We start from the raw sequence: 26,374 nt of genomic DNA, 5'->3' as shown, positions 1-26,374 counted from the left end.
AACTCCGCTAAGCGACTGGCAAAGAAGCGCATCTTATCCGAGGGTGCGATGCGATGCGCCGTCGGCGTCCGCTGCCGCGGCGGATCCGACTCAACCGGCGTCGAGAAGCGCGCGCAGCGCCGGCGACGACGCCAGTCCGGCGAACGGCACCACCGGCCGGGGCGGGTTCGCCGGCTCGGACAGGAACAGGCTCCACACGCCCACGTCCCACCACTCGCCGAGCTTGTAGCCGGCCTTCGGCCAGATGCCCGCGGGGGCGAAGCCCATGGCTTCGTGCATCGCGACGCTCGTGTCGCCCGGCAGGGTGATCACGCCGACCGCCTGGTTGATGCCCTGCAGGCGCATGGCGCCGAGCAGCGCGCCGTAGAGGCGGCGGGCGATGCCGCGGCGACGGGCCTTCTCGTGCACGTAGATGGATGTTTCGGCGATCCAGTCGTACGCCGCGCGCTCGCGAAAACGCCCGGCATAGGCATACGCCACCACTTCGCCGTCGTCTTCCCAGACGAGCCAGGGATGGTGGGCGAGCCGCGCGCGGATGCGGCCGGCCATCGCCTCGACACCGGGCAGTCCGGTTTCGAACGTGATGGCGCTGGTCTCGACGATCGGTGCGTAGATGGCGTGACAGGCGGCGGCGTCGGCCTCGACGGCGATACGGATCACAGGGGTTTTTCCATGAAGATGCTGGAGGGCACGGCGTGATGGTCGCCGAACGGACGGCATCGGCGATAGCCCGCGCGCTCGTAGAGTTCGATCGACTCCGTCTGCGCGGTACCGGTTTCCAGCTTCACCAGCGTGCCGCCCGTCGCGCGCACCTGCCGTTCGAGCGCGTCGAGCATCTGCTTGCCGAGGCCCATGCCGCGACACGCGGGCAGCACGTACATGTACTTCAATTCGGTGTATTCGCCGTGGTCGACGGCCGCGCCGCACGCGAGCGGCGTACCGTCGACGCGCGCGGTCATGAAGGTGGTCTGTGGCTGTCGCAGCGCGTCGGCGCTCAACGCGTGCGCCGGCGGGTGCCGGTCGAGATCGGACAGGTAGACGTGCAGCTCCTCCATCAATGCGAGCACGTCGTCGCGACCGGGATCGTCGATGGCGAACACGAGGGAGGGCGGTTTCGGCGGCACGATGAGGTCGCCGTCGTTGACGCTGCGGATGAAGAAGCGATCGCAGCTGAAGTGGCCGGTACCGCCCATCGGTGCGTCGATCCGCGTGAAGCCCAGCCGCAGGTAGAGGGCCTGCGCCGCGTCCATGCCCGTGAGGGTTTCGAGGTAGCAACGCGAGAACCCGAGTCGACGCGCGGCGTCGAGGCAGCGACGGAGCAGCTGCGTGGCCGCCCCGGTGCCGCGTGCCTCGCGAAGGAAGTACATCTTGCGCAGCTCGCAGGTCTCGGCGTCGCCGCCCTCGAGCGGTGCGATGCCGCCGCCGCCGACCGCGCGGCCGTTCATCTCGACGACGAAGTACGCCGTGCGAGGTTTCGTGTAGGCGGCGGACATGCCGTCCACTTCGGCATCGTGGATGGCGAAGCCGGGCCCATCCGCGCCGAACTCGGGCATGACGGTGCGGATGACCGCGGCGACGTCGGCGTCGTCACGCGGCTCGATGGGGCGGATGAGAAAGTCGGCGGGCATGCGCCGATGCTGCCATGGGGAACCGGTGGGAGCCAGCCTGCTGATGATGGGTGCTTGCCGCGAGCACCCATCGCCAGCAGGCTGGCTCCCACCAGAAACGGCGAGTCACGCTGCCGCGGCGCGCGCCTTTGTCACCCGGCTTCCCGTTTCCTTGCCGAGCTGCCCCGCCAGCCATGCGCCCGTCTGCACCAGGCGGTCGAGATCGACCCCGGTGGTCATGCCCATGCCATGCAGCATGTAGACGACGTCTTCGCTGGCGACGTTGCCGGTGGCGCCCTTGGCGTAAGGGCAGCCGCCGGTGCCGGACACCGCGCTGTCGATCACGCGCACGCCTTCCTCCAGGCACGCCAGGATGTTGGCCAGCGCCTGACCGTAGGTGTCGTGAAAGTGGATCGCGAGCGCGTCCATCGGTACGTCCGCGGCCACCGCGCGCAGCATCGCGCGCGCCTTCGCGGGCGTACCGACGCCGATCGTGTCGCCGAGGGATACTTCGTGGCAGCCCAGTTCGTGCAGCCGGCGCGCCACGCGCACGACGTCGGCCACGGGCACCTCACCCTGATACGGGCAGCCCAGCACCGTCGAAACATAGCCGCGGACGGCGACACCGTCGGCGCGCGCCCGCTCCATCACCGGCACGAACCGGTCGATCGATTCGTCGATCGACGCATTGATGTTCCTGCGATTGAATGCCTCGGAGGCGGCCGTGAACACCGCGACTTCCGTGGCGCCGACCTCGAGGGCGCGCTCGTAGCCCTGCAGGTTCGGCACGAGCACGGGATACACGACGCCCGGCGCCTTGCGGATGCCACGGAAGACGTCCGCCGCGTCGGCCAATTGCGGCACCCACTTCGGGCTGACGAAACTTGTGGCTTCGATCGTGGCGAGGCCGGTCTCCGAGAGACGGTCGATCAGTTCGATCTTCACCGCCGCCGGCAGCATCGCCTTTTCGTTCTGCAGGCCGTCGCGCGGTCCGACTTCGACGATGCGGACGTGGTTCGATGGATTCATGCGTCGCTCCGTTCAGGCCGCGCCGGCGAAACGAACGAGGATCGCATCCGCGTCCACGAAGTCGCCCTGGGCGGCCGAAATAGATTCGATGGTGCCCGCACGCGGAGCCTTCAAGGCCAGTTCCATCTTCATGGCTTCCATCACCAGCAGCTCCTGGCCTTCCTCCACCGTGTCGCCCACGCTGGCGCGCACGAGCACGATGCGGCCCGGCATGGGTGCCGCGAGGTGGCGCGCGCCACCCGAGGCTTCGCCCGCCCAGGCGAATGCCGGGGCGCGCTCGAAGGTCCATCGATGCTCTTCCGCGTCGTGCAGGCGGACGTGGCCGCCGTGCACGGCCATGGGGATGCGTCGCGACCGTCCATCGAAACGCGCCGACAGCATGCCGTCGCCGAACCGCGCGCCGGCGACCATGCAGGTGTGTTCGCCCAGACGGAGGACGTAGTCGCCGCCATGCCCGTGCGCGTCGATCTCGTGGCGACGACCGCCTTCCAGCAGGGCGATCACGCGCCTGCCGCGATGGCCGATGCGCCAGGCGTCCGCGTTCGCCCACGGCGAATGCGGGTCGCCGGCGACCACCTGCGGGGCCGTTTCGTCCTGCAGCAGCATCGCCGTGGCCGCCGCGAATCGATCGACGTCGGCGGGGGGCGCATCGCCGACAAGGAACTCCTCGAGGTGACGGTCGAGGTAGCCGGTATCGATCCGGCCCTCGATCACCACCGGATGGCGAGCGAGGCGTTCGAGGAACGCGACGTTCGACTTCGGCCCGACGATTTCCGTCTGCGCGAGCGCTTCGCGCAGGCGTTCGAGCGCCTGCGTGCGATCGCGGTCGTGCACGATCAGTTTGGCGATCATCGGATCGTAGAAGATGGTGACCGTATCGCCGGCGATCACGCCGCCATCCAGGCGCACGTGCGCCGAGGGCGCGGGAAGATCCAGCGACAGCAGCCGGCCGGAACCGGGCAGGAAGTTCGCCTCGGGATCCTCGGCGTACAGGCGTACCTCGATCGCGTGGCCCACGGCGCGGATGTCGGACTGCGCCAGTGGCAGCGCTTCGCCGGCCGCCACGCGCAGTTGCCATTCGACGAGATCGAGGCCGAGCGTTTCCTCGGTGACCGGGTGCTCGACCTGCAGGCGCGTGTTCATTTCCATGAAGAAGAACTCGCCGTCCTGCGCCACGATGAATTCGACCGTGCCGGCGCCGACGTAATCGACGGCGCGGGCGGCCGCGACGGCCGCCTCGCCCATGCGCGCACGGCGCGCGTCGTCGAGGAAGGGCGACGGCGTTTCCTCGAGCACTTTCTGATAGCGACGTTGCGCGGAACACTCGCGCTCGTTGAGGTGGATGACGTTGCCATGCGTGTCGCCGAACACCTGGAACTCGATGTGCCGCGGATGCTCGACGTAACGCTCGAGGATCACCCGCGTGTCGCCGAACGCGTTGGCGGCTTCGCGCTGCGCGGAGGCCAGCGCCTCCGCGAAGCCGGCCGCCTCCCGCACGATGCGCATGCCCTTGCCGCCGCCCCCGGACGCGGCCTTGATCATCAGGGGATACCCGGTGCGATCCGCCTGGACGGCGAGGTGCGCCGGATCCTGGTCGGCGCCGTGGTAGCCGGGCACGAGCGGCACCGCGTGGCGCTCCATCAGCGCCTTGGCGGCCGCCTTCGAACCCATCGCGTCGATGCTTTCGGGGCGGGGTCCGATGAAGGCGATGCCGGCTTCCGCGCACGCGCGCGCGAAATCGGTGTTCTCGGAAAGAAAGCCGTAGCCCGGGTGGATCGCCTGGGCGCCGGTGCGGAGCGCCACCTCGATGATGGCATCGCCGCGCAGGTAAGACTCCGCCGGACGGGGGCCGCCAATCGGCCACGCCTCGTCGGCGAGGCGAACGTGCTGGGCGTCGGCGTCCGCGCTGGAATACACGGCGACCGTCCGGATGCCGAGGCGCCGGCAGGTCCGGATGACGCGGCAGGCGATTTCGCCGCGGTTGGCGATCAGGATGCGGTCGAACATGCGGCTCCCGGCTTAGGGGCAAGGGGAAAGGCGGGAAAATTAGCAGATCGGGCGCGTCGGGCGGGTTGCGCCGCAGCATCGCGAAGCGTTCGTGATTTGCAGTCGGGGGGCGGGTCTTCTAGCCTTGGGGGTCCGGAAGCCGCCCTGCGCCTTCCTTTCTCCCCTAAAGCGAGTATTCCATGCAGATCCAGAACCGTAGCGCCGTCGCGTTCCATTACACGCTGACCGACGACCAGGGCAATGTCATCGACAGCTCCGAAGGTCGCGAGCCCCTGGCCTACATCCACGGCGAAGGCCATATCGTCCCGGGTCTCGAGAACGCGCTCGAAGGCCGCCAGGCCGGTGACCAGTTCAAGGTCGACGTGACGCCGGAAGAAGGCTACGGCGTTCGTCACGACGAGCTGATCCAGGTCGTTCCCCGCGCCGCGTTCCAGGGCGTGGAAGACCTGCAGCCGGGCATGCAGTTCCAGGGCCGCAACGACCAGGGCAGCATCAACGTCACGGTCTCGAAGATCGAAGGCGACAACGTCACGGTCGACGGCAACCACCCTCTCGCCGGCCAGACCCTGCACTTCGCCGTCGAGATCACGAACGTCCGCGAGGCCACCGAGGAAGAACTCGCCCACGGTCACATCCATGGCGAGGGTGGTCATCACCATTAACGGTGAGGCCCCGTGAATCGCGCCCGGGTGCGCTCCTTCGAGCGTACCGGGCGCGATTCAGGCGACGCGCCCCTTCAGGCGCGAGACGCCAACGAAGCGGCATAGCGGTACGCCCGCTTCGCCCATTCAGTACCAGTCGAGCAGCGACACACCCAGCCCCAGATACGTGGCCCGGTGGTTGTAATCGATCAGGCTTTCGCCGTAGCCGTTGAAGATTTCGAGGTAACCGCGCAGGTTGCCCGCGACAGGGAAGCTCCACGTGCCGCGCAGCGATCCGTGCGACCGGTCGCCGCCACGGAAAGAATGGCGCGCGGTGAGTCCGAATTCCTGCCGTCCCACCTCGTGCACGACCTGGATTTCGCCGCGGCCCATGTAATCCTGGATGTCCGGGTTATCGTCGTCCTTGCGGTCCTCGGGAATGCGCCACCACGGGCGCAGCATCACCGTCCAGCCTTCACGCTCGAAACCGACATCGGCGACGACGCGATTCCAGCTGCGCGACAGGGGATCGGCACGTCCGTTCGACTGGTGATTGATGCCGATCCCGGCGAGGCGACCCGTCCATCCGAACACCTGGTAGTTGGTGTTGAACACCAGCAACGCCTCGGGTTCGTAGTTGGTTTCGCGGAACGGGCGCGAGTTGTCCTTGTTGTAGACCTGCCAGCGGGACGACTGGGTATAGCCCACCCAGATATCGCCGTTGTCGTCGAACAGATTCTCGGCGACCTTCGTCTTCAGACTGATCTGGAACTTCGCCTCGACGTCGTCCAGCTTTTGCGGCGTGGTCACCGTGTGGTCCGGTGCCGGGCTGTGCGGACGCCTGTTCTGGCTGGAGCTGCCGAAGAAAGGCAGGGCGTAGGTCGGCTTGTAGCCGCGCAGGTTGAACGTGCCGAGTTTCGATTCCGGCGAGAGCTCCCACCGGCTGTCGAGCAGCGACAACGGTCGCGCGACATCCTCGGCATTGCGTGTCGCGATGTCGACGCTCACGGATTTCGCGGACGGCTCCTCGCGCTTCGCCGCTTGTGGAAGCCGGTCGCGACCGACCGCCTTGTCGTAGCAGAGCAGGCGCTGCGAATCGGTTTCGATGCCCGCGCAGCCCCGGATGTCGATCGGACTCGGATTCTGTGCGAATGCGATGCCCGCGTGCAGGCAGGCGAAGGCGCCCAGGGCGCCCGCGGTGCGGATGGATTTCATGTGCGACGAGCTCCCTGTGGGCCATGCCGGCCCGGCGATGCGGGAGTTTAGCTGCCGCGAACGTATGCGGACCGTGCAGCGACCGATGCACCCTGCGCAGGTTCATGAAGCGGCGGGGGCCCCGATGGGCCCCCGCGCGTGCGGTGACACGTTACTTGCCCGCGCCCGCCTGCTGCACCCAGCGATCGTACTGGGCCTTGCTGATGCGCTTGCCCTGGTGGGCCGCATAGTCCCAGTCGTTGGCCAGCAGCGGATACGCCGAGGCATCTTCCGGGGTGATGTACTTCTTGCCCTTCGCCAGCGATTCGAACGACGGCGGCGGACCATACGACTTCGCCGGCGCCGGGCCGCTGTTCACGTTGACCTGGCCCTGCGGCGTGGCCATCGCGGCGCCCGCGGAACCCGCTTCCATGCCCGGAGGCGGCGGCGGAGGCGGAGGCGGCGCATCGGCCGCGGGCGGCGGCACGTTGGCGTTCTGGGCATCCGGCGTGGCGGGCGGCGGAGGCGGCGCGAGCGCGCCGGAGGTGGGGTCCGGCAGCTTCGGCGTCGCCTCGCCGGGGGGCGGAGGCGGGACCTGATTGGGCGACGATGGCGCGCTCTGCGCGAACGCGGTGCCTGCCAGCAGGAGCGAAGCGCCAAAGCCGATGGCGCGTGCGGAAATCTTCATGGATGGGCCTCCTTACGTCAGCGTGGGTGTGCCGGTGCAGGCATGTGCACGGCACCGGCTACCGACGCTAACAAGGCGCGATTTAATGGCGCCCCAACTGCGGAGAGCCCTCCACCGCGGCGTCACGCGCATACGACACGTCGACGACGCCCGTCGTGATCGTGCGCCCGGTGGAGAGGGACCGGCCTCAGCGCGTGGACGCAGGCGCGGGCACGTCGGCGCAGGATTTGCCGTGCAGCGCTTCCTTCAGCTGCGTTGCGAGCGACGTGCAACGATTGCCAAGCTGGTCGCGCATGTCCGGATCCTGCGACTGCTTCAGAAGGCTGGTGCGCATCATCTCGTAGCGGCCGTCGATCTGGTCGCGCGCGTAGATGCCGGCCGCGAGATGGCAGGTCTTGTAGCTGGCGAGGTATTCGTCGCACGACGCGATGCCCGTGCTTTCGGGCAGCGGCGCATCCTTCGTCGTGGCGCGGGTCGTGGTGCGCGTGCCGCCGGTGGAGGACGTCGTGGTCGTCGACGTCTTCGTGCCCGCCGCGGGCGTGGCCGTCGTGGTGACGGTGCGCGACGTGGTCGTCGTGGGCTTCGTGGTGTGGTCGGAGCACGCGACGATGGCGAGGGCGCCGGCGAGCAGCGGGATCAGGCGGATAGCGTGGCGGTTCATGGGTGAAGTCCCCCTTGGTGTTGCGGTGACGGTGGTGATGAAGTCGCACCCCGGGTGCGACGCGGCGCAAGCATGTGCCGACCCGGGGTGAAAACGGCGTCAGCGCGGGCCCCACGATAGCGCCCATCGCTATTTGTTTCGGTGGCGAGTATAGTCGGCGGACTGAGTTTGCCGGGGTCATAGAGTTACGTTGACCCGATGCAGCTGATCACCGATCCGCAACATCGCTTCGCTCCTCGCGTTTCCTTGCACACCAGTAACGCAGCGGCTTGAGTTAAGTCGCTGGTTTCATTTGTAAATTTTGGAGTGTTTCTATGTCGGATCGTGAGATCGGCACCGTTAAGTGGTTCAACGACGCCAAGGGCTTCGGCTTTATTTCCCGTGAGAACGGCCCGGACGTGTTCGTGCACTTCCGCGCCATCCAGGGCAATGGTTTCAAGTCCCTCGCCGAAGGCGAGAAGGTCTCCTTCAAGGTCGTCAACGGCCAGAAGGGCCTGCAGGCTGAAGAAGTCAACAAGGCCTGATAAAGGCTTTGTGACACGCTTCGCGAAAAGACCGGACGGCAACGTCCGGTTTTTTTTCGCCTGATCAGGCGTTAACTCGAGCACGGACCGGGGTTTTTTTGCTGTCGATTCGCGTGATCGGCGTCAAAAATTCGTCCCATGTAGGCATTCCCCTACAGAACTTTGGCGAAATGTGGTTATCATCGCTCTTACTGTGTCTGCGCGGTCACGCGAGTGACCCGATGTAAGCGAGCATTTCCAGCGCTCCATCGCCTCACCCGGTCCTGCATACCCAGTAAGTCGCCGGCTCGTGCGAGCCGGGTTATTCGTGTGTTGGATAGAGGTGTGTGTGATGGCAACTGGTACTGTGAAGTGGTTCAACGACGCCAAGGGTTTTGGCTTCATCACCCAGGATGAGGGTGGCCCGGACGTGTTCGTGCATTTCCGTTCGATCCAGGGCAACGGCTTCAAGTCGCTGCAGGAAGGACAGAAGGTCGAGTACACCGTGACCCAGGGCCAGAAGGGCCCGCAGGCGGACAACGTCGTTCCGAAGTGAGTTATTCGGGCAGGCTATCCGCCGCCCGCTATTGCATGACTTCCGCTCCTCCGGCGCCCTGTGCCGGAGGAGCTTTTGCGCGCATGGTGATCAGGCATGAGCGAGACCCTGGCCGAGTCCGGACGTGAGACACGGGTCCTTCGCATGGACGATGGCGCCACGGCGGATCTCGTGGTCTATCGCCCGGACGGCTCGATAAAAGGCGCTCTGCTGTGGATCCCGGCTCTCGGGGTCGCCGCGCGCCACTACGAATCCTTCGCCGTCGCCCTCGCGGCGCACGGCATCGCCGTCGGCGTTCACGAATGGCGCGGGCACGGTTCCAGCGACCGGCGGGCGAGCCGCCGCTGCGACTGGGGCTACCGCGAACTTCTCGTTTTCGACCTCCCGCGCAGTCTCGAATCGCTCGCCGCCTGTGTCCCGGACGTTCCCTTGCTCGTGGGCGGCCACAGCCTGGGCGGCCAGCTGGCATGCCTGCTGGCGGCGCTCACGCCGGTCCCGCTCGCGGGCATCGCGCTGGTGGCGAGCGGTGCGCCGTACTGGCGTAAGTTTCGGCCGTGGGTGTGGTTGGCCTATGCGTTCGCTCCGCTGCTGGCGCGCGTGGTCGGTCGGTTGCCCGGTCGCCGCATCGGGTTCGGCGGCAACGAGGCGCGGGGCGTCGTCTCGGACTGGGCGCGCAGCGGACGCACCGGCACCTACGTGGCGGCGGGGCTCGCCGTCGATCTCGAGGGCGCCTTGCGCCGACAGAGCGCCCCGGTGCACTCGCTGCGCCTGTGCGACGACTGGATGGCCCCGGCGGCGTCGCTCGCGTTCCTCGTCGACAAGATGCCCGACGCGCCGCACACCGCCGGTGTCGTCAGCACCACCGACCTCGGCGGTGTGCGGGCGGATCACTTCGCCTGGATCAAACGGCCTGAGGGCGTCGCCCAGCGCCTGGCGGGCGCGATCCTCTCGCGATAGACCGGTACCATCGTTGCCGGCACGCGTTTGCTAGGCTTCTTCGCATCCACGGAGAACACCATGACCACGACCCCCATCGACGGCAAGCAGCGCGATCTCGGCGACGGCTTCGTCGTCCGCCGCATGCTGCCGCATCTGAATGCGCGCCACGTCGGCCCCTTCGTCTTCTTCGACCAGATGGGCCCGGCGTCATTCAAGGACGATGTCGGACTCGATGTCCGGCCGCATCCGCACATCGGCCTCGCCACGGTCACCTGGCTCTTCGATGGGGTGATCCGTCATCGCGACAGCCTCGGCAGCGCCGTCGATATCCATCCCGGCGACGTCAACTGGATGACCGCGGGCCGCGGCATCGTGCATTCCGAGCGCACGCCGCCCGAAGTGCGCCCGGCGGGCGAGAAGCACAACGGTCAGCTGCACGGGATCCAGGTGTGGGTCGCGTTGCCTAAGGCGCACGAGCGTACCGATCCGGCCTTCCACCATCATCCGGCGCGCGATCTGCCGGTGGTGGAAAGGGATGGCGCGCGTCTCGTGGTGATCGCCGGCGACGCGTTCGGCCGCACGTCGCCCGTGCGCGTCTTCGCACCCATGTTCTTCGTCGAGGCTCGGCTTGCGGCCGGCGCGCGCATCGAGATGCCGCCGCAGCACGCGGAGTGGGGCGCGTACGTCGTGGAAGGCGCGGTGCGCTTCGGCGACCTGGCGCTCGGCAAGCTCGACATGGCGGTCGCGCACGATGGCGAACCGCCGGTGCTCGTCGCGACGGAGCCGTCTCTGGTGATGCTCTTCGGAGGCGCGCCGCTCGACGGCGAGCGACACCTCTGGTGGAACTTCGTCGCCAGTTCGCAGGAGCTCATCGATGCCGCGAAAGCGGACTGGGCGGAAGGGCGCTTTCCGGTCGTACCGGGCGACGAATACGAACGCATTCCATTGCCCACCTACTGACCGAGGCGCCCATGGCCGCATTCGCCAGCTTCCGCGAGTTCTATCCGTACTACCTCGGCGAGCATGCCGACGTACGCTGCCGGCGACTTCATTTCGCCGGCAGCTGGCTCGTGCTCGTCGCACTGGCGATGCTGGTGGCGACGGGCAACGCATGGTGGATCCTCGGCGCCCTGGTCGGCGGGTACGGGTTCGCCTGGGTCGGTCATTTCGTGTTCGAGAAGAACCGCCCCGCCACGTTCCGGCATCCGCTCTACAGCTTCATGGGCGACTGGGCCATGTTCGTCGACATCCTGCGTGGACGCGTCTCGCTGCGCTGACGCGTCCACGCCCGTCGTCATGCGACGTCGATGACCGCCTCCGTCGCCGCGGTCCGACCGTTTCCGCGTTGCGCACGACGCGTGGCGCTCCAGTCCGGCAAGGCCAGCTCGTCGCGCGCGTCGCGGCATGCGTCGAGCAGTCGGTCCACGTCGGCATCGGTCATGCCGGCATGGAGCGTGAGGCGCAGCAGCGAGCGGTTGACCGTGGTCGCCGGTGCGCTGAAGACGGAACCGAAGATGCCGCGTCGCTCCATGACGTCGCGCACGTGGCCCGTGAGTATTTCCTGACCCGCCTCGAACGCGACGATCTGCTCGGTGCCGTCGCCGATCGGGAAGCCCATCGCCGTCAGTTCCCGGCGGACCCGACGCGTGACGCTGCGCAGGCGCTGCCGGCGCCACGTTTCCGTCTGGATCACGCGGTGCGCGGCCGACAGCCCCGCGAGCTCGTGCGGCAGCAACGACGAGCTGAAGATCGCGGGTAGCGCTTCGCAGCCGAAGTAGTCCTTGAACCGCGTGGTGCAGGCGATGAATCCCGCGCGGGAGCAATACGCCTTCGCCAGGCTGGCGGTAATGAAGTGCACGCGATCGTTGAGTCCGAGGCTGGCGACGAGGCCTTCGCCGCGTGCGCCGTGCGTGCCGAGCGAATGCGATTCGTCCACGACGAGCACGCAGTCCTGGGCGTTGGCGACGGCGGCGATATCGGCGAGCGGCGCCAGGCTGCCGTTCGTGCTGTAGACGGCGTCTACCACGATCACGCCCGCGCCGTGGCGCAACACCTGGCGTTCGAGGTGGGCGACATCGTTGTGCAGAACGGGCACCGCTTTCGCACCGGCGCTGCGAATGCCCTCCCACAGCGATGCGTGCGCCAGCATGTCGATGTAGACCGGCACGCGTTCGCCCGCGAGCGACTGGATCAGTCCGACGTTGGCGGCGAACCCGGACTGCGCGAGGATGCCGTCCTGGCTGCCGACGGCGCGTGCGAGTTCGGCTTCCGCGCGATGCAACGGCTGGTCGGCGTCCTGCTGGAAAAGGGCCGACATCATCATGCCGAGGCCGCCCTCCGCGAGCGCCGCACGCTGCGCTTCGACGATGTCGGCATGTCCTGCGATGGCGAGGTAGTCGTTGCTCTGGAGCATGAGGTCGTTCGGGCGTGGGGCCCGGCCGCGCAAAATGTGACGGCCGCCCCAGTCGATGGCCACGCGTTCGTTGTGAAATCGATCGACCCTGCGCGTCACGAATGCCGGAAGTTCTGGCGCCTTGACGATCGGATGAAGGATGGAAACGTTTTCCATTTTTTTTCTCTCTCTGTCAGGTCGGGCGAACCTCGCCGCCGTCCGGCCGGACGACGCACGCGCGCCTGCCTCGCCCTGGCAGACGCGAAATCGTGAGAGAGGCACGCGAGAGACGAGCCCGCGAGGGCCTGCCGCACCTCTGGTAGACAGAGAGGATCCGACGCGACGGAACCGCGCCGATGGGTTTTCCTGGGCAACGGAGACCCGACGCGACCGGCGAACCGGCGCGGGCGTGCCTCAGACCGAGGGCTGAGCGGTCAGCTTAGATGGGGCGCGACCGACTGTCGGCGGACAGGCTGAGATCCTGCTCGCGCAACCACGTGCGATACGACTTCACGTGCTGCAGGCGGAATCGCTCCACATCGTCGATGAGCGCGTAGTAGTACCACTGTTCACCGGAGACGGCAGTGGCGGCGTGAAGCTGCGACTCCGGATCGCGTACGCCCTTGTGGTAGAAGCCGTCGCGCGACTTGAACCAGGGCAGTGCCGCCCCCTGACGGAGGGCCTCGAGGACGGCGGGAGGGGCGCCGAGATCTGCCGCAATTTCATAGTGCGTGCGGAGATCCTCGTCGGTCTGCACGAGCAGGAACCGGCCGATACCCCACGCGTCCACGAGCAGCAGGCCCGTGGGATTGCAGTGCACGTAGCACTCCACGGGCTGGAAGGTGGCGGTGACGGACTGGAGGACCTCGCGGAACGCGGGGTCGCGCAGGAAGCGGAAATTGCCGAGCGCGAGCGTCTCGGCCACGAACGCGCTCGCGCGCTCGAAGTAGCGATGCTGGAGTTCCGTGATGGCGGCCTGGAGTTTCTCGATCGCCTTGGGATCGTTCTTGCGGATGAAGCGGTCGATCACGCCCGAGTTGAACGCGTCGATGGCCGTCGCGTCGTCGGCGCGGCCGGTCAGGAGGATCTTGCCGATGTGCGGATTCGGAAGCCGCTTGCAGAAGCTGATGCCATCCATCTCGGGCATGGCCTGGTCGACCACGACCACGGAGATCTCCGCGAAGCGCTCGGGGTCGTAGACCACGCGATGGATGGAATCGATATCCAGCGCGACGAGTTCCTGCGTCTCCGAAGGGCGGTCCTTCCAGCGATACAGCCAGCCGCCGCCGGGCACCGGACGGCTGCCATTGTTGCCAAGGGTGGCCAGCGCGTTCCGCGGCGAGCTGAAGGTGCGCACGCGCATCATCGGATCGAGCAGCAACGGGACGACGTCGAGGTATTCCTCGTGGTCGTCGACCAGCACCGTGGTGGTCGGAAAATGGAAGGGCTGGATATCGCCCTGAGAGCTCAGCGTCATCACTGCCGGTCCCCGGCCTCCGGATGCGGAAAGGAGAGGGTGAACTCCGTGAATTCCCCCAGATTGGTACGGCATGTGATGCCTCCGCCCATATGCTCCATCGCCGCGCGACAAAAAGCGAGTCCTATTCCCAGACCGGTGACGTTGCCCGTACCCGCGCTATCGCTGGCATGCGAATAGAAACGGTTGAAAATACGGGGCAGAACGTCCGGAGGGATGCCCGGGCCCGTGTCGTGGACGCGGATCCGGTTCAGCATTTCACCCGGCTCGATATAGACCCGGATGTCGCCCTTGCCGGCCCGATCGGTATGAAAAAGTGCATTACGCAATAAATTGAATATGACATGGACCACCAGGGCCTCCTCGCCCAGCAGCCGGAAATCGCCGGCCGCGGCGAGCGTGATCCGCTCGCGCTCGGCCCGCGAGCCATAGGGAAACCGGCGCAGGGCCTGGTCCACCAGCTCGCGGGCGCCGAGGGGGCTCAGCGGCACCTCGCCGATGGGGCGGGCCGAAAGCAGGAGCATGTCGATGATCGTGTTCGCGTAGGTGACCTCGCGTTCCATCACCCCGATGCTGCGCTCCAGCGCGTGCAGGCTCTGGGCGCGCACTTCAGGCACCGGCAGGCCTTCGGTTTCCGCCAGCCGGTGGCTGCGGATCAGGTCGGGCATGAAGCGGGCCACCGCCCGCGCGGCGATGCGCAGGGAGCCCAGCGGCGTGCGCAGCTCGTGGGCGATGTTGTTGGAGGCGGCCGTAAGGGCGTCGATGCGCGACTGGTCGGCCATGTTGGCCGATACCGTGCAGGTCGCGCCGCCCACCATGCCGAACATCAGCAGCGGTACGTATTCGAGCATGGTCCGCGTATGCAGGTGCGCTTCGGGCGACAGCACGAAGACGAGCGCGGCCAGCGCGCTGCCGATGGTGAACACGACGAGGAAACTGGCGATGTCGAACAGCATCATCAGCAGCATCACGCACGCGAGGTGAGTCATCAGCCACGCCGGGGTGGCGTTACGCAGGGTCATGTAACCGACGAAGAACGGCATCGCGATGGTCATCGCGAAATACCAGTAGGTAGGCAGGTGCGTGCGCAGGCGGCGCGGCCACCACGGCAGCAGGGCGAGCGGGATGAACGTGGCGCTGCAGATCAGCCGCATCGGCAGGTTTTCGTACGGCTGCGGAAACAGGTACGCCCAGATCGGGTAGTACACGGCCAGGCAGAAACTGCCGACCACGCCGATCGCGACCATCTTCGGCTGCGAGTAGCGCGTGCGCAGGAACATCGTGGTCTCGAAGCGCTCCAGCGCGCGCATCAGCAGCCACAGCTGGAGGCGGAAGAACTGGCGGGGACGACCCACGTCGGCGCGCGGAGGCACGGTATCCCCGATGGCTTCGGTGGAGCGGTCGTCAGACACGGCGGGCCACCCGGCTCATCGGTACTGCCGGTGACACGACTGGCAGGTGTCGCCCACCGGCGCCAGCGCGGCGGTCAGGGCGGCACAGGTGCCGGGGGCGGCCGCCACCGCGCGGTCCAGCGCCGTGTCCAGGTGCTGCGCCTCGGTATAGAAAGCGGCGTCCATCTCCGGAAAGGCCTCGCGGACATCGCCGGCGGTGGCCCGCATGCGGGCGAAACGCTCGGCGGACGCCTTGGCATCGCACTGTCCCGCCCGCACATTGGCCCGCAACGCACCCATGTGATGTTGCATCACCGTCATCACGCCCCGATGGAACGGCGTGCCCTGGTGCAGGGCGGACCAGGCGAAGGTTGCCCCCATCGCGCCTGTCACGAGGCCGAGGACGACGAATAGCAGCGAGCGCATGGGTGGTCCATGACATATGAGGTGGCCAGCATAGCAGGGACACTCTGGCCAACTATCGCAAGCGCCACGACGTCACGAAGGGGCGTCACGACGGTCGCGTCGCGCCGGGAAGGGTGGCTCCCTTCTCGAGCGGCGGGCGCGGTCCGGTGGCGCTTGCGATAGTTGGCCAGAGTGTCCCTGGAGCCGCCTTCTTTCGGTATGAGACGATGAGCACACATTCTTCGAACGAGTCCCCCGTGAGCACGGCCCAGGCAGAACGTTTCGCCGGTATCGAGCGACTGTACGGTCGCGGCAGCCTGGATCGCCTCGCCCATGCGCACGTCTGCGTGATCGGCGTGGGCGGCGTGGGTTCGTGGGCGGCCGAGGCGCTGGCCCGCAGCGGCATCGGCAGGTTGACGCTGATCGACGGCGACGACGTCTGCCTTTCCAACACCAACCGGCAGCTGCACGCGCTGGACGGCCAGTACGGCAAGCCCAAGGTTGGCGTCATCGCCGAGCGCGCCCACGCCATCAGCCCGACGATCCGGCTGGAGGCCATGGAGCGGTTCCTGACGCCGTCCACCCTCGACGAGCTGCTCGACCGGCATTACGACGTGGTGATCGACGCCTGCGACGCGCTGAAGGTGAAGCTGGAGACGATCGTCTGGTGTCGTCGCCGCAAGGTGCCCCTCGTGACCGTGGGCGCGGCGGGCGGTCGCACGGACCCGACGCAGATCCGGGTGCGCGATCTCTCCCGCACCGAGCACGACGCGATGCTCAGCATGATCCGCAAGAAGCTCCGTCAGGAGCACGGCTTCCCGCGCAATCCGGATCGTTTCTTCGGCGTGTCCGCCGTCTATTCGATGCAGAACGTGCAGTACCCGCAGGCCGACGGCAGCGTGTGCGGTGTGCGGCCGCCGGGCAGCGACGCCCTGAAGCTCGACTGCGGCGGCGGCCTCGGCGCGGCCACGCACGTCACGGGTGCGTTCGCGTTCGCCGCGGTGGGCAAGGCACTCGAAAAGCTGACGGCGAAGCCGAAGGCCTGATCAGCGCGCCGCGGCGACGATCCGCAGCGCCTCCGCGAGGCGGGCGATGTCGCCCTCGGCACCGAGGGCCAGCCGGATGCCCGCCGGTACGCGACCCTCGGCGACGAAATGCGCGGATGCCGCGACGCGCACGCCCTGATCGAGCAGTCGACGCTCCAGCCGCGGCGCGTCCGCGTCCGGCAGCCATGCGTGCAGGCCCGTACCGGACACGACAAGGTCCTCGCCGACGATGCGCCGGGCCAGCTCGCCGCGCGCCGTCGTCGCCCGCGCGAGCGCCGTCAGGTGGGCGTCGAGGCTCCCATCGTCCATACAGCGCGCGACGACGCAGGGCCACAGCGCCGGCAGTCCGTCGTGATCGCGCTGGAGGGTGGCGGCGGTCGAGGCATGCGCCGTCGCGTCGGGGTGAAGCAGCCAGCCCACGCGCAGGCCCGGCCCGAGCACCTTGCCGATGCCGCCCGCGTGGAACGTGCGCTCCGGCGCCAGCGACGCGAGCGCGGGCAGGGGCACGTGGGCCTGCGAGGCGAGGGGCGAGTACACGTCTCCCTCGATCAACACGAGGTCGAGCGCGCGTGCCGCGTCGACGATCTCCTGCCGACGCGACAGCGGCATCGTGACGGTGGTGGGGTTCTGCAGGGTCGGCTGCAGGTAGACGGCGCGCGTGCCTCGCGCCGCCGCTTCCGCCATCGCGTCCGGGCGCATGCCGTGGCGGTCCATGGCGACGTCGACGCAGCGGATCCCGGCCCCGCGCGCGATCGCGCGAAACCCCTGGAACGTGTGGTCCTCGACGAGCACCGACGGCGCGCCGCCACCGACCGCCGCGGCGAGGGCGAGGCCCAGCGCATGCCGCGCGCCGAGCGTCGTCGTCATCGCCTGGGGATCGGCCGAGGGCAATCCGGCGACGCGCGACAGCCAGCGGGCGATCGCCTCGCGCGCGGCCAGGGGTCCCGACGTGTCCGGATAGGCGAGGTCGTCCGGCCGGAACCGCGTGGTCGACAGATGCGCGTCGAGCAGTGCCGCGGCGTCCAGGCGCGGCGGGAGGTTCACGGCGAGATCGAACGTCGGTTCCATGGCGACCATTGTAGGCACGTCGCTGGTAGGCTCCGCACGATGTGGTGCGTCTATCTCATCGAATGCCGCAACGGTGCCTGGTATGCCGGCATCACCAACGATCTGGACGCGCGCTACGCCGCCCACGTCGCAGGGAAGGGCGCGCGATACACGCGGGCCAATCCGCCCGTGCGCCTGCTGGGATCGCGCCCGTTCGCGGACCGGTCGGCCGCGTCGAAGGCGGAGCACGCGATCAAGCGGTTGCCGAAGAGCCGGAAACTGGCGTGGCTCGCGTCCACGGATGCCTAGGGCAGCGTGTATTCGAGATCGTAGAAGTGCTTACCATCCTTGACCTCGATGCCGAGGCTGCCCGCGATGCCTTTCAGCTCCCCGCTGCCCGAGTCCGGCACGATGGTGATCACGAGATCCTGTCCCCTGGCCGACATCACGCCGCGGTGGACGAGCGCGAAACCACCCTTGCGTCCATCGACCGTGCCCTGGAATCGCTCGACCGCGACGTAAGCGGCCGAACCGGGCGTGCCGGTGCTGCCCGCGGTGAGCATCGTGCCCTTCGACGTGCCGTCGACGACGCCGTGGAAGGTCTTCGAGAGCGTCATCGTGCCAAGCGCCGAGCCCTCCCCGACGTCGGGCGTGCCGACCGGTGCGATGGCGACGTCGAACGTACCGCGTGCGTGCTGTGACATGGGGTACCCGTAAGCGATGGACTGACATAGGATGAGCGCGACAAGCACGCTCCGGCGCGGAATACGCATGCATGACTCCCGTCGGGAAACATGGGACACGGATGGTGCACAGACTGAGGAGGCCGGCCCTGGAAGCTCGCCTGCATACGAAGATTACCCCGGATTGGCATCGGTGGATCGGTGAGTCGCTCGCCGCGGGCCACGGCCCCGCCGACCTGCTGGCCACGATGCGCGAGAACCGTTTCGACGAGCGCGCGGCGCGTGACGCCATCGCCGACGCGATGTTCGGCGGCGCCGCGCCGCGCGCCCCCGACGACGAGGTTCCCGGCCTCGCCGTCTTCCGCAGCCGTCTCGCGGACGGTCACGTGCTGGATGCCGGCGATCGCCAGGTCCGCGTCATCGCGCGCATGACGCGACCGGCCATCGCGATCCTCGACGGCGTGCTCGATGCCGACGAGTGCGACGCGCTGCGTGACATGGCCTCCGCTCGTCTCGAACGATCCCTCGTGGTCAGCCCCGGCTCGGGGAAGGGCGTGGTGCAGGACATCCGTACGAGCGAAGGTGCCAACTTCGGTCGTTCGGAGAATCCGCTGATCGCGCGCATCGATGCGCGCGCGGCCGCGATCATGCGGCTCGACGAAAACCACGGCGAAGGCCTGCAGTCGATGCGTTACGGCGTGGGCGGCGAGTACGTGCCGCACTACGATTACTTCGCGCCCGACGATCCGGGCAGCAAGGCGCACCTGGCGAGCGGCGGCCAGCGCGTGGCGACGCTCATCATGTACCTCAACGACGTCGACGCCGGTGGCGAAACCATTTTCCCGCGCATCGACTTCAGTTACGTACCGCGCCGGGGCCAGGCCCTGTACTTCGAGTACACGACGCCGGAGGGCGCGCTCGATCCGCTCTCCCTGCACGGCGGCGCGCCCGTGCTCCGCGGCGAAAAATGGATCCTCACGAAATGGATGCGCGAGCGCGCCTATCCCGGCTGAGTCTGGTGTAAGGTCTGCGGACGGTTAAGGGGAAGGGGAGAAGCATGCGCCGCGAGGCAGCCAGGGTCGTTCGTTTCGTCGCGGCAGCGTGCGTGCTGTGCGCGCACGCCGCATGGGCGCAGGAGCCACCGGCGACGACGCCGGTCGCCGCGCCCGCTCCCACGGGCACGGTCGCCGCGCCGCCGGTGCCCGTGGACATTCCTCTCGTCGGGGGCGATGCCGCGTACGTCCGCACGCCGAGCGCGCCCGACGCGTGGGGTGGTCCGCGCAACGGCAGCGAGGCCACGCTTTCGGATCGCGTGGTGTCGTATCGCATCCAGGCGCGCCTGGATCCGGTCAAGCACACGGTCGACGGCCAGCAGCAGCTGACATGGCGCAACCGCAGCGATCGCCCGGTGTCTTCGGTCTACCTCCATCTCTACCTCAACGCGTTCGAAGGCGAGGGCAGCACGTTCTTCACCGAGCGGCGCCGCCTCGCCGCCAACGGCGGTTCGCGCGGAACGGACGCGGTGAAGAAAGGCGAGTGGGGTTACATCGACCTCGGCAACGTCGAACAGGACGGTGCCGCGCTGAAGTGGCGTTACGTGCATCCGGATGGCGGCCCCGCCACGGATCACACGGTCGTGCGCGTGGACCTCGCCCAGCCGGTACCGGCAGGCGGCAGCGTGACCCTCGACATGAATTTCCATAGCCAGCTCCCCCGCGTGATCGAGCGCACGGGCTACGTGGGTGCGTTTCATCTGGTGGGGCAGTGGTTCCCCAAGATCGGCGTGCTCGAGCTGGCGGGCGAACGCGGCGCCACCGCGCCTCGCTGGAACGTGCACGAGTTCCATTTCAACAGCGAGTTCTACGCCGACTTCGGCGAGTACGACGTGCGCATGACGGTGCCCAAGGGCTATGTGGTCGGCGCCGTCGGCGAGCAGCAGGGCGACCCCGTGCCGGAAGGCAACGAGCTGACCTGGCACTTCATCCAGGGCGACGTACACGACTTCGCCTGGATGGCCGCGCCCGGGTACGAGACGCTCGACGGCGAGTACACCGGCCCCGGCAGTCCGCCGGTGAAGGTGCGCGTGATCTATCCGCCCGAGTACAAGGCCAGCGCGGCGCCGGCGCTGAAGGCGTCGATCGATTCGATCCGGTACTTCTCCTCGACGCTCGGTCCTTACCCGTACAAGACGCTGACCGCGGTCATTCCGCCGTTCAACGCGTCGGAAGCGGGTGGCATGGAGTATCCGACGTTCTTCACGGCGGACAGCTATCGCGAGGTCGTGCCGAAGACGATCAACGAATTTTTGCTCGACTTCGTGACCATCCACGAATTCGGCCACGGCTATTTCTACGGCCTGCTGGCATCGAACGAATTCGAAGAGCCGATGCTCGACGAAGGCCTCAACGAATACTGGGACGATCGCATGCTGCGCGAGCGCGGCCAGCGTGTGTACCTGACGACGCCGTTCTGGCGCTTTTTCGGTGTGGAAGCGCCGATCGGCGGGTTCGAACTCGAACGCATGCTGGCGAGGCTCGCGCGTGCGGCCGATCCGCTCGGCCAGAACGCGTGGAACCGGCTTTCCAGCGGCGAGTACGGCACCGTCTATTCGCGCACCGCCACGGCGATGCACGACCTCGAGGAACGGCTCGGCAAGGATGTCACCGAGAAGGCGTTCCGGCAGTACTACGCGACGTGGCATTTCCGCCATCCTTCCATCGCGGACCTGCAGGCGACGTTGTCGGAGGTATCGGGCAAGCCCGACGTGGTCGCGCAGGTGTTCGACCAGTTCGTTTATGGCACCGCGCGCATCGACGACCGGGTGACCGACATCGTCAGTCACGAAGTGCTCCCGCTCCCGGGCACCGTCGTGAAGGACGGGCGTCGCACGGAGGTCGACAGCGACACGATCGACGCGTCGGTGAAGAAGCAGCGCGACGCGTGGAAGAAAGATCATCCCGATGCGAAGAAGGGCACGGGTCCGTTCCCGTGGAAGACGACCGTCACCGTGTGGCGCGATGGCGCACCGGTGCCGCAGACGCTGAAGGTGACCTTCAGCGACGGCTCGTCGAAGGCGTTGCGCTGGGACGACGATCGTCGCTGGGCACGCTTCGAGATCGTCGGGCCGACGAAGGCTGTCTCCGCGGAACTCGATCCCGAGCGAAAGCTGTTCCTCGACAACAACAAGCTCAACGATAGCCGGACGGTGGACGCGAACCACGCGGCCTCGCATCGTTGGGGTGCCGATTTCGCCGCCCTCCTGCAGGGTTTCTACGCGCTGCTGGGGACGCTATGAACAACCAGAAGAAACGTTCGTCGCTGGCGGCGCTCGCGCAGGGTGCGCTGGGTGGCCTGCAATGGCGCCTCGCACTGCTGTGGATCCTGATCACGCTGCTGCCGACCGCCGTCGCCGCGCTGCCGCTCTGGCGCGCCCTCGATCAGCTGCTCGGTCGTTCGGTGCATGCCGATGCGTGGGCCGTGCACTTCGATGGCCTCATGTTCGGCGACACCTATAACGCGCTGACCACGAACAACGCCTGGACGGGCATGACGCTCGTCGCCGGCGTGTTGGTGACGCTAGCCGTCGCACCGTTCCTCACGGGTATGGTCGTGGCGGGCGGCCGCGCGAACCGCGCGCTCGGCTTCGGCGGCCTGCTGCAGGGCGGCGCGACGGAATACGGGCGGATGCTGCGCCTCGGTATCCTCGCCTGGGTGCCCTATGCGTTGTTCATCGCGGCCGCCTTCGGCATGTCGTCGTTCGCGGACGACAAGGTCGACACGAGCCTGCTCGCCTCGCGCGCCGAGATGGTGCAGCACGCCGCACTGGGACTGTCCGTGTTCTGTCTCGTCGTCGCGCAGTCGATCGTCGAGTCGGCACGCGCGCAGTTCATCGCCGATATCGGCCTGCGATCCGCGTTCGTCGCGCTGGGTCGTGGGTTCATGCAGTGCGTGCGTCGGCCGTTCGCGACGCTTGTCGTCTTCGCGATCGTCACGGGGGTGGGCATGGCGCTGCTGACGGCCATCGCGTCGTGGCGCGGCCATACGACCGCGACCGGCGGCGGCCTGCTGGCAGGGTTCCTGATCGTGCAGCTCGGTGTGGTGGTCGTGGCCTGGATGCGCACGGCGCGCCTGCTGGCGCTGTCGGGACTCGCCGCGGTCAGCGCACAGCGACGGCGCCGCACGGACTTCGCATCGGCGCTCTAGTCGGCAGGAGCCAGCCTGGTGTCGACGGTACGAGCCGCGACTCGTCGCGGCTCGTACCGCGCATTCAACCCGCGCGGCGCACTTCGCGATGCGGCGGGTAGTACGCGAACAGATGCGTCGCGCCGCCGAGGAAGTCGATGTTGTCGATGTGTTCGCCGCCCAGGCGCTCGGCGACGTGGTCGGACGCCTCGTTGCCGATCCGCACGAGGCTGATCACGCGCTGTGCGTGCATCTGCTTCCAGGCGAAGTCGAGGATCGCCTCGCCCGCCTCGGTCGCGTAACCGTGGTGCCGGTGATCGGGCTTGAGCATCCAGCCGAGTTCGAGGTCGGGCCAGCCTTCCGGTTTCATCAACCCCGCGCGCCCGATGAACTGACCGGTGTCCTTCAGCTCAATCGCCCACATGCCGCAGCCGCGCAGCGCCCAGTGGCCGAGCAGCATCGCCATCGAACGCCAGGCGTTCATGCGATCCAGCGGCTGGCCGTCGCCGATCCAGCGCGTGCTCTCGGCGTCCGCGAGCATGGCCGCGTAGTCGTCGAAGTGGCGTTCGGTTAGGGCGGTGAGCCGCAGTCGCGCGGTTTCGATTACGGGAATGTCTGCTAGGGGCATCGAAGTGACCAGGTGTCAGCCGAGCAGGGAGGCCAGTGCGCGGGTGCTCTGCGCGAGGCTCTCTTGCCAGGACAAGCCGGTGATTTTCTCACCAGTAGCGGCGTCATGGAAGCTTTCGTCCTGCCCGGGCGCAAGCAGGTGTCGATAATCCACTGTAAGTTCAGTGCCTTGCGGGAGATCTTTCGCCGCGAAGATGAAGCCCAGATGCCAGATCCCGGTCGGCTCGAAGCTGTGATTGACGTAGCACTCGTCCGGCCACTCGGGCGACAGCGTGTAGCGGTCTTCGAACCAGCGGGCGGCCGCGTGGAGGTTCGCGGAGAGGCCGGGCGACGCGACGATGTCGTGCCAGGCGTAGGTGCGGTCGATCTCGTCGGGTGCCGTCACGATGCGGCCCGCGGCCACGAATTCGTCGACGAACAGACCCTTGCCGGCGCCAGCGATGGCGGAGTCGGCGATGCGGTAACGCGGCAGGATCATTGCTTCATGACGCCCCTGTACCTGCGGGCAGGCAAGTGCCTGCCCGGCATGGGGCGCGAGTGTAGCGCGATCGTCGGTGAAGGAAAGAGGGGTGGTGGGAACACCGCCCGTACCGGGCGGTGTTCCGGCGGTCAGCCTTCGTCGGCGTCGGCTTTCGCCCTGGCGGTGCGCGACGGTTTCGCTTTCCTGGCGGGCCTGGCGCCATCGACCTGGATGGCGTCGCGATTGCGGTCGATCAGCGATGCGCCGATGCCTTTCACCTCGGTGAGCTGGTCGGCCGACTCGAACGGACCGTGGGCGTCGCGCCAGGCGACGATGGCTTTCGCCTTGGCGAGGCCGACGCCGTCGAGCGACCCGGCGAGCGTGGATGCGTCCGCGGTGTTGATGTTCACCGGCGTCGAGGCGAGGGCGGCGGGCGCGAGCAGGAGGCCCGCGAGGGCGACGAGATAGCGGTTCAAGACGTACTCCTCATGGCTGCGTCGGATGACGCAGAGGCACTCTGCGTCGCGTCGCGCGTGGCGCGAACCGGCGGCAGGCGGCACGCGTTGTACGGTGCGGCCCCGCTGGCGCCGCGGGCCTGCCGACAAGGGCCGGGGGCGTCGCCGTCGGCGCCGCGATGAGGCGCTGTTACAATCGGTCTTTGCCCCCAAGAGTCCGTCCCCCATGGATACCTCCCGCATTTCCACCTTCGTCGGCGACCTCTGGGACGCGGAAATCGTCCCGCAACTGGTCGAGTACATCCGCATCCCGAACAAGTCGCCGATGTTCGACGCGCAGTGGCGGGAGCACGGTTACATGGACCAGGCCGTGAAGCTGATGGAGGACTGGGCACGCACCAAGCTGCCGGCGTTCGAAGGCGCCACGCTCGAAGTGGTGCGCCTCGAAGGCCGCACGCCGCTCATCTACATCGACGTGCCGGCGCAGGGCGTTCAGGGCAAGGGCACGGATGAAACCGTCGTCCTCTACGGCCATCTCGACAAGCAGCCCGAGATGACGGGCTGGGCCGAGGACCTCGGTCCGTGGACGCCGGTGCTGAAGGGCGACAAGCTCTACGGTCGCGGCGGCGCGGACGACGGGTACGCGATCTTCGGTTCGCTGGCGGCGCTGCTCGCGCTGCGCGACCAGGGCGTGCCGCACGCACGTTGCGTGATCCTGATCGAAGCCTGCGAGGAGTCGGGCAGCTACGATCTGCCTTACTACGTCGATCATCTGGCCGATCGCATCGGCAACCCGGCGCTCGTCGTCTGCCTCGATTCCGGTTGCGGCAACTACGACCAGCTGTGGCTGACCACGTCGCTGCGCGGCATGACGGGCGGCAACCTCACGGTACAGGTACTGGAAGAGGGCGTGCATTCGGGCGACGCGTCGGGTGTGGTGCCGTCGAGCTTCCGTATCCTTCGCGACATCCTCAGCCGGCTCGAAGACCCGAAGACGGGCACGATCGTGCCGCGCGAGCTCTACGTCGACATCCCGCCGCAGCGGATCGAACAGGCGCGCCGCTCGGCCGAGGTACTCGGCACGGCCGTGTACGACAAGTTCCCGTTCGTGGAAGGCATGCAGCCGGTGACGGATGATCTCTCCGAGCTCGTGCTCAACCGCACCTGGCGTCCGCAGCTGGCCGTCACCGGCATCGGCGGCATGCCGCCGCTCGACAGCGCAGGCAACGTGCTGCGCCCGAAGACGGCGGTGAAGCTCAGCCTGCGCGTGCCGCCGACGCTCTCGGGTGCCGAAGCGGGCAAGTTCCTCAAGCAGTTGCTCGAAAAGGATCCGCCGTACGGCGCGAAGGTCACGTTCGATCTCGAGAAGGACGGCAGCGGATGGAACGCCCCGGCGTTGTCGCCGTGGCTCGAGGAAGCGGTAGCCAGCGCCTCGGAGCATTACTTCGGCGCCCCGGCCGCCTACATGGGCGAGGGCGGCAGCATTCCGTTCATGGGCATGCTCGGCGAGAAGTTTCCGAAGGCCCAGTTCCTCATCACGGGCGTGCTCGGTCCGCATTCCAACGCCCACGGCCCGAACGAGTTCCTGCACATCCCCATGGGTAAGCGCGTGACCATGGTCGTGGCCGACGTGGTGGCGCGTCACTTCCAGGAAGCGTCGAAGGCATGATGTCGACGGACTCGCTCGCCGGGCGCCTCGCGGCCGTGCGGGCGTCCATCGCGGCGGCCTGTGTCGCCGCGGGACGCGATCCGGCGGACGTCACCCTGCTGCCCGTCAGCAAGACGTTCGGCGCCGATGTGGTGAGCGAAGCCGTTGGCCTTGGCCTGCGTCGGTTCGGCGAAAACAAGGTGCAGGAGATCCAGGCCAAGGCGACCGCACTGGCCGCCGAGCACCTCGACTGGGTCGTGATCGGCCACCTGCAGACCAACAAGGCCAAGGCCGTCGCGCGATTCGCCAGCGAGGTCCAGTCGCTGGACCGCCTCGACCTCGCCGTGGCGCTCGACAAGGCGCTGCAGGCGCAGGGCAGGGGCATCGACGTGCTCGTGCAGGTGAAGACGGCGCCGGAGGAGACGAAATCCGGTCTCGCGCCGGCCGACCTTCCCGCGTTCCTCGACGGCCTCAAGGCTTTCTCGTCGCTGCGTGTGCGCGGCCTGATGACGCTCGCGGAAGCGACCGACGACGAGGCTCGCGTCCGGACCTGTTTCCGCACCCTGTATCAGCTGCGTGACACCGCTCTGCAGGCCGGCCACCCGGCCCACGCGCTGTCGATGGGCATGAGCGGCGACTTCGCGTTGGCCATCGCCGAAGGTAGTACGGAAGTGCGCATCGGCAGTGCGATCTTCGGCGCACGCACGTCCAAACTCTGAGCGTGACGCGTTGCACG

General features: G+C 67.8%; 29 protein-coding genes and 1 pseudogene. 13 read left to right on the top strand and 17 right to left on the bottom strand.

Translation table 11 applies throughout. From position 1 onward, the window contains the following. Positions 1-90: 90 nt before the first annotated feature. From BMX32_RS00910 to BMX32_RS00895, 5 genes and pseudogenes are all read right to left on the bottom strand, one after another. Positions 91-660, bottom strand: coding sequence for a GNAT family N-acetyltransferase (locus BMX32_RS00910; protein WP_089973960.1), 570 nt, complete (start codon positions 658-660; stop codon positions 91-93). Further along, complete coding sequence (locus BMX32_RS18835) at positions 657-1,055, bottom strand: GNAT family N-acetyltransferase (RefSeq protein ID WP_280140826.1); 399 nt, start codon at positions 1,053-1,055, stop codon at positions 657-659. Before BMX32_RS18835 ends, BMX32_RS00910 begins: the two co-directional genes overlap by 4 nt. 87 nt (positions 1,056-1,142) lie before the next feature. Beyond that, positions 1,143-1,628, bottom strand: a pseudogene (locus tag BMX32_RS18830) (GNAT family N-acetyltransferase); the annotation flags it as partial. A gap of 105 nt (positions 1,629-1,733) precedes the next feature. Continuing rightward, positions 1,734-2,636 (bottom strand): hydroxymethylglutaryl-CoA lyase, encoded by a 903-nt coding sequence (locus BMX32_RS00900; protein ID WP_089973959.1) that lies wholly within the window; start codon positions 2,634-2,636, stop codon positions 1,734-1,736. 12 nt (positions 2,637-2,648) lie between these two features. Continuing rightward, entirely contained in the window at positions 2,649-4,643 is a 1,995-nt protein-coding gene (locus tag BMX32_RS00895) for an acetyl/propionyl/methylcrotonyl-CoA carboxylase subunit alpha (RefSeq protein WP_089973958.1), read from the bottom strand. Between the two features lie 179 nt (positions 4,644-4,822). On the opposite strand from BMX32_RS00895, the gene BMX32_RS00890 reads away from it, so the two are divergent. Further along, a complete protein-coding gene (locus BMX32_RS00890; protein ID WP_089973957.1) occupies positions 4,823-5,305 on the top strand; it encodes an FKBP-type peptidyl-prolyl cis-trans isomerase in 483 nt (160 codons plus the stop codon). A 126-nt stretch (positions 5,306-5,431) separates the two neighbouring features. Here the strand turns inward: BMX32_RS00890 and BMX32_RS00885 are convergent, their stop codons facing one another. From BMX32_RS00885 to BMX32_RS00875, 3 genes are all read right to left on the bottom strand, one after another. Further along, positions 5,432-6,499: a phospholipase A gene (locus tag BMX32_RS00885; protein WP_089973956.1), complete on the bottom strand. Its 1,068-nt coding sequence runs from the start codon at positions 6,497-6,499 to the stop codon at positions 5,432-5,434. Positions 6,500-6,650: 151 nt separating this feature from the next. Continuing rightward, complete coding sequence (locus BMX32_RS18785; protein ID WP_211664163.1) at positions 6,651-7,166, bottom strand: hypothetical protein; 516 nt, start codon at positions 7,164-7,166, stop codon at positions 6,651-6,653. Positions 7,167-7,353: 187 nt separating this feature from the next. Further along, on the bottom strand, positions 7,354-7,827 hold the full coding sequence (locus BMX32_RS00875) for a hypothetical protein (RefSeq protein WP_089973955.1): 474 nt from the start codon (positions 7,825-7,827) through the stop codon (positions 7,354-7,356). Positions 7,828-8,141: 314 nt separating this feature from the next. Here BMX32_RS00875 and BMX32_RS00870 point away from each other — a divergent pair, with 314 nt between their 5' ends. The 5 genes from BMX32_RS00870 to BMX32_RS00850 all read left to right on the top strand — a co-directional run bounded on the left by BMX32_RS00870 (position 8,142) and on the right by BMX32_RS00850 (position 11,102). Next, positions 8,142-8,351 (top strand): cold-shock protein, encoded by a 210-nt coding sequence (locus BMX32_RS00870; protein WP_046967385.1) that lies wholly within the window; start codon positions 8,142-8,144, stop codon positions 8,349-8,351. A gap of 331 nt (positions 8,352-8,682) precedes the next feature. After that, entirely contained in the window at positions 8,683-8,886 is a 204-nt protein-coding gene (locus BMX32_RS00865) for a transcription antiterminator/RNA stability regulator CspE (RefSeq protein WP_089973954.1), read from the top strand. Between the two features lie 96 nt (positions 8,887-8,982). Further along, positions 8,983-9,843, top strand: coding sequence for an alpha/beta hydrolase family protein (locus BMX32_RS00860; RefSeq protein WP_244511358.1), 861 nt, complete (start codon positions 8,983-8,985; stop codon positions 9,841-9,843). A gap of 60 nt (positions 9,844-9,903) precedes the next feature. Then, positions 9,904-10,785 carry a pirin family protein gene (locus BMX32_RS00855; protein ID WP_089973953.1) on the top strand — a complete coding sequence of 294 codons (882 nt, stop codon included), beginning with the start codon at positions 9,904-9,906 and terminating at the stop codon, positions 10,783-10,785. Between the two features lie 11 nt (positions 10,786-10,796). Beyond that, complete coding sequence (locus tag BMX32_RS00850; RefSeq protein ID WP_089973952.1) at positions 10,797-11,102, top strand: Mpo1-like protein; 306 nt, start codon at positions 10,797-10,799, stop codon at positions 11,100-11,102. A 17-nt stretch (positions 11,103-11,119) separates the two neighbouring features. Here the strand turns inward: BMX32_RS00850 and cqsA are convergent, their stop codons facing one another. The 4 genes from cqsA to BMX32_RS00830 all read right to left on the bottom strand — a co-directional run bounded on the left by cqsA (position 11,120) and on the right by BMX32_RS00830 (position 15,511). Next, on the bottom strand, positions 11,120-12,394 hold the full coding sequence (cqsA, locus tag BMX32_RS00845) for an alpha-hydroxyketone-type quorum-sensing autoinducer synthase (protein WP_089973951.1): 1,275 nt from the start codon (positions 12,392-12,394) through the stop codon (positions 11,120-11,122). Positions 12,395-12,656: 262 nt separating this feature from the next. Then, the gene (locus BMX32_RS00840) at positions 12,657-13,694 is read right to left on the bottom strand and encodes a response regulator (RefSeq protein WP_170843529.1); all 1,038 of its coding nucleotides are present in this window, start codon (positions 13,692-13,694) and stop codon (positions 12,657-12,659) included. Beyond that, entirely contained in the window at positions 13,694-15,106 is a 1,413-nt protein-coding gene (locus BMX32_RS00835) for a sensor histidine kinase (RefSeq protein ID WP_089973949.1), read from the bottom strand. Before BMX32_RS00835 ends, BMX32_RS00840 begins: the two co-directional genes overlap by 1 nt. A 15-nt stretch (positions 15,107-15,121) precedes the next feature. Continuing rightward, entirely contained in the window at positions 15,122-15,511 is a 390-nt protein-coding gene (locus BMX32_RS00830; RefSeq protein ID WP_089973948.1) for a cytochrome c, read from the bottom strand. 236 nt (positions 15,512-15,747) lie between these two features. Between BMX32_RS00830 and BMX32_RS00825 the strand changes: the two genes are divergently transcribed. Further along, positions 15,748-16,536, top strand: coding sequence for a tRNA threonylcarbamoyladenosine dehydratase (locus tag BMX32_RS00825; protein ID WP_244511357.1), 789 nt, complete (start codon positions 15,748-15,750; stop codon positions 16,534-16,536). On the opposite strand, the gene BMX32_RS00820 is transcribed toward BMX32_RS00825, so the two are convergent. Further along, entirely contained in the window at positions 16,537-17,604 is a 1,068-nt protein-coding gene (locus BMX32_RS00820) for an aminotransferase class I/II-fold pyridoxal phosphate-dependent enzyme (RefSeq protein WP_170843528.1), read from the bottom strand. Between the two features lie 39 nt (positions 17,605-17,643). Here BMX32_RS00820 and BMX32_RS00815 point away from each other — a divergent pair, with 39 nt between their 5' ends. Further along, positions 17,644-17,892 carry a GIY-YIG nuclease family protein gene (locus BMX32_RS00815; RefSeq protein WP_089973945.1) on the top strand — a complete coding sequence of 83 codons (249 nt, stop codon included), beginning with the start codon at positions 17,644-17,646 and terminating at the stop codon, positions 17,890-17,892. Here the strand turns inward: BMX32_RS00815 and BMX32_RS00810 are convergent. Next, positions 17,889-18,287, bottom strand: coding sequence for a DUF3224 domain-containing protein (locus BMX32_RS00810; RefSeq protein WP_089976775.1), 399 nt, complete (start codon positions 18,285-18,287; stop codon positions 17,889-17,891). The two genes, BMX32_RS00815 and BMX32_RS00810, sit on opposite strands and share 4 nt — an antisense overlap. 101 nt (positions 18,288-18,388) lie before the next feature. On the opposite strand from BMX32_RS00810, the gene BMX32_RS00805 reads away from it, so the two are divergent. The 3 genes from BMX32_RS00805 to BMX32_RS00795 are packed head-to-tail and all read left to right on the top strand — an operon-like array spanning position 18,389 to position 22,469. After that, positions 18,389-19,279: a 2OG-Fe(II) oxygenase gene (locus BMX32_RS00805; RefSeq protein WP_139206646.1), complete on the top strand. Its 891-nt coding sequence runs from the start codon at positions 18,389-18,391 to the stop codon at positions 19,277-19,279. A 44-nt stretch (positions 19,280-19,323) separates the two neighbouring features. Further along, a complete protein-coding gene (locus BMX32_RS00800) occupies positions 19,324-21,561 on the top strand; it encodes a M1 family metallopeptidase (RefSeq protein ID WP_089973943.1) in 2,238 nt (745 codons plus the stop codon). Further along, positions 21,558-22,469 (top strand): hypothetical protein, encoded by a 912-nt coding sequence (locus BMX32_RS00795; protein WP_089973942.1) that lies wholly within the window; start codon positions 21,558-21,560, stop codon positions 22,467-22,469. Before BMX32_RS00800 ends, BMX32_RS00795 begins: the two co-directional genes overlap by 4 nt. Before the next feature lie 64 nt (positions 22,470-22,533). Here the strand turns inward: BMX32_RS00795 and BMX32_RS00790 are convergent, their stop codons facing one another. The 3 genes from BMX32_RS00790 to BMX32_RS18825 form a co-directional block, all read right to left on the bottom strand. Further along, positions 22,534-23,076: a GNAT family N-acetyltransferase gene (locus BMX32_RS00790; RefSeq protein WP_089973941.1), complete on the bottom strand. Its 543-nt coding sequence runs from the start codon at positions 23,074-23,076 to the stop codon at positions 22,534-22,536. Between the two features lie 15 nt (positions 23,077-23,091). Further along, positions 23,092-23,553, bottom strand: a complete 462-nt coding sequence (locus BMX32_RS00785) for an SET domain-containing protein-lysine N-methyltransferase (RefSeq protein ID WP_089973940.1) — start codon at positions 23,551-23,553, stop codon at positions 23,092-23,094. A 131-nt stretch (positions 23,554-23,684) separates the two neighbouring features. After that, on the bottom strand, positions 23,685-24,011 hold the full coding sequence (locus BMX32_RS18825) for a ComEA family DNA-binding protein (protein WP_244511356.1): 327 nt from the start codon (positions 24,009-24,011) through the stop codon (positions 23,685-23,687). A 205-nt stretch (positions 24,012-24,216) separates the two neighbouring features. On the opposite strand from BMX32_RS18825, the gene BMX32_RS00775 reads away from it, so the two are divergent. Continuing rightward, complete coding sequence (locus BMX32_RS00775; RefSeq protein WP_089973938.1) at positions 24,217-25,659, top strand: M20 family metallopeptidase; 1,443 nt, start codon at positions 24,217-24,219, stop codon at positions 25,657-25,659. Then, positions 25,659-26,357 carry a YggS family pyridoxal phosphate-dependent enzyme gene (locus tag BMX32_RS00770; protein ID WP_211664193.1) on the top strand — a complete coding sequence of 233 codons (699 nt, stop codon included), beginning with the start codon at positions 25,659-25,661 and terminating at the stop codon, positions 26,355-26,357. Before BMX32_RS00775 ends, BMX32_RS00770 begins: the two co-directional genes overlap by 1 nt. The last annotated feature ends 17 nt before the right edge of the window (positions 26,358-26,374 follow it).

Origin of the sequence: Luteibacter sp. UNCMF331Sha3.1, from assembly GCF_900109915.1 — a bacterium.
In the GTDB taxonomy this organism is placed as follows: Bacteria; Pseudomonadota; Gammaproteobacteria; order Xanthomonadales; family Rhodanobacteraceae; genus Luteibacter.
The sequence above is the reverse complement of the archived record's forward strand: the minus strand, read 5'-3'. Positions and strand labels throughout refer to the sequence as shown.

Excerpts from the sequence above, each read along its gene's own strand:
- BMX32_RS18835 (WP_280140826.1), bottom strand. The coding sequence starts at position 1,055 with ATGGAGGAGCTGCACGTCTACCTGTCCGATCTCGACCGGCACCCGCCG.
- BMX32_RS00900 (WP_089973959.1), bottom strand. The coding sequence starts at position 2,636 with ATGAATCCATCGAACCACGTCCGCATCGTCGAAGTCGGACCGCGCGAC.
- BMX32_RS00895 (WP_089973958.1), bottom strand. The coding sequence starts at position 4,643 with ATGTTCGACCGCATCCTGATCGCCAACCGCGGCGAAATCGCCTGCCGC.
- BMX32_RS00890 (WP_089973957.1), top strand. The coding sequence starts at position 4,823 with ATGCAGATCCAGAACCGTAGCGCCGTCGCGTTCCATTACACGCTGACC.
- BMX32_RS00885 (WP_089973956.1), bottom strand. The coding sequence starts at position 6,499 with ATGAAATCCATCCGCACCGCGGGCGCCCTGGGCGCCTTCGCCTGCCTG.
- BMX32_RS18785 (WP_211664163.1), bottom strand. The coding sequence starts at position 7,166 with ATGAAGATTTCCGCACGCGCCATCGGCTTTGGCGCTTCGCTCCTGCTG.
- BMX32_RS00875 (WP_089973955.1), bottom strand. The coding sequence starts at position 7,827 with ATGAACCGCCACGCTATCCGCCTGATCCCGCTGCTCGCCGGCGCCCTC.
- BMX32_RS00870 (WP_046967385.1), top strand. The coding sequence starts at position 8,142 with ATGTCGGATCGTGAGATCGGCACCGTTAAGTGGTTCAACGACGCCAAG.
- BMX32_RS00865 (WP_089973954.1), top strand. The coding sequence starts at position 8,683 with ATGGCAACTGGTACTGTGAAGTGGTTCAACGACGCCAAGGGTTTTGGC.
- BMX32_RS00860 (WP_244511358.1), top strand. The coding sequence starts at position 8,983 with ATGAGCGAGACCCTGGCCGAGTCCGGACGTGAGACACGGGTCCTTCGC.
- BMX32_RS00855 (WP_089973953.1), top strand. The coding sequence starts at position 9,904 with ATGACCACGACCCCCATCGACGGCAAGCAGCGCGATCTCGGCGACGGC.
- BMX32_RS00850 (WP_089973952.1), top strand. The coding sequence starts at position 10,797 with ATGGCCGCATTCGCCAGCTTCCGCGAGTTCTATCCGTACTACCTCGGC.
- cqsA (WP_089973951.1), bottom strand. The coding sequence starts at position 12,394 with ATGGAAAACGTTTCCATCCTTCATCCGATCGTCAAGGCGCCAGAACTT.
- BMX32_RS00840 (WP_170843529.1), bottom strand. The coding sequence starts at position 13,694 with ATGACGCTGAGCTCTCAGGGCGATATCCAGCCCTTCCATTTTCCGACC.
- BMX32_RS00830 (WP_089973948.1), bottom strand. The coding sequence starts at position 15,511 with ATGCGCTCGCTGCTATTCGTCGTCCTCGGCCTCGTGACAGGCGCGATG.
- BMX32_RS00820 (WP_170843528.1), bottom strand. The coding sequence starts at position 17,604 with ATGGAACCGACGTTCGATCTCGCCGTGAACCTCCCGCCGCGCCTGGAC.
- BMX32_RS00815 (WP_089973945.1), top strand. The coding sequence starts at position 17,644 with ATGTGGTGCGTCTATCTCATCGAATGCCGCAACGGTGCCTGGTATGCC.
- BMX32_RS00810 (WP_089976775.1), bottom strand. The coding sequence starts at position 18,287 with ATGTCACAGCACGCACGCGGTACGTTCGACGTCGCCATCGCACCGGTC.
- BMX32_RS00805 (WP_139206646.1), top strand. The coding sequence starts at position 18,389 with ATGGTGCACAGACTGAGGAGGCCGGCCCTGGAAGCTCGCCTGCATACG.
- BMX32_RS00800 (WP_089973943.1), top strand. The coding sequence starts at position 19,324 with ATGCGCCGCGAGGCAGCCAGGGTCGTTCGTTTCGTCGCGGCAGCGTGC.
- BMX32_RS00795 (WP_089973942.1), top strand. The coding sequence starts at position 21,558 with ATGAACAACCAGAAGAAACGTTCGTCGCTGGCGGCGCTCGCGCAGGGT.
- BMX32_RS00790 (WP_089973941.1), bottom strand. The coding sequence starts at position 23,076 with ATGCCCCTAGCAGACATTCCCGTAATCGAAACCGCGCGACTGCGGCTC.
- BMX32_RS00785 (WP_089973940.1), bottom strand. The coding sequence starts at position 23,553 with ATGATCCTGCCGCGTTACCGCATCGCCGACTCCGCCATCGCTGGCGCC.
- BMX32_RS00775 (WP_089973938.1), top strand. The coding sequence starts at position 24,217 with ATGGATACCTCCCGCATTTCCACCTTCGTCGGCGACCTCTGGGACGCG.
- BMX32_RS00770 (WP_211664193.1), top strand. The coding sequence starts at position 25,659 with ATGTCGACGGACTCGCTCGCCGGGCGCCTCGCGGCCGTGCGGGCGTCC.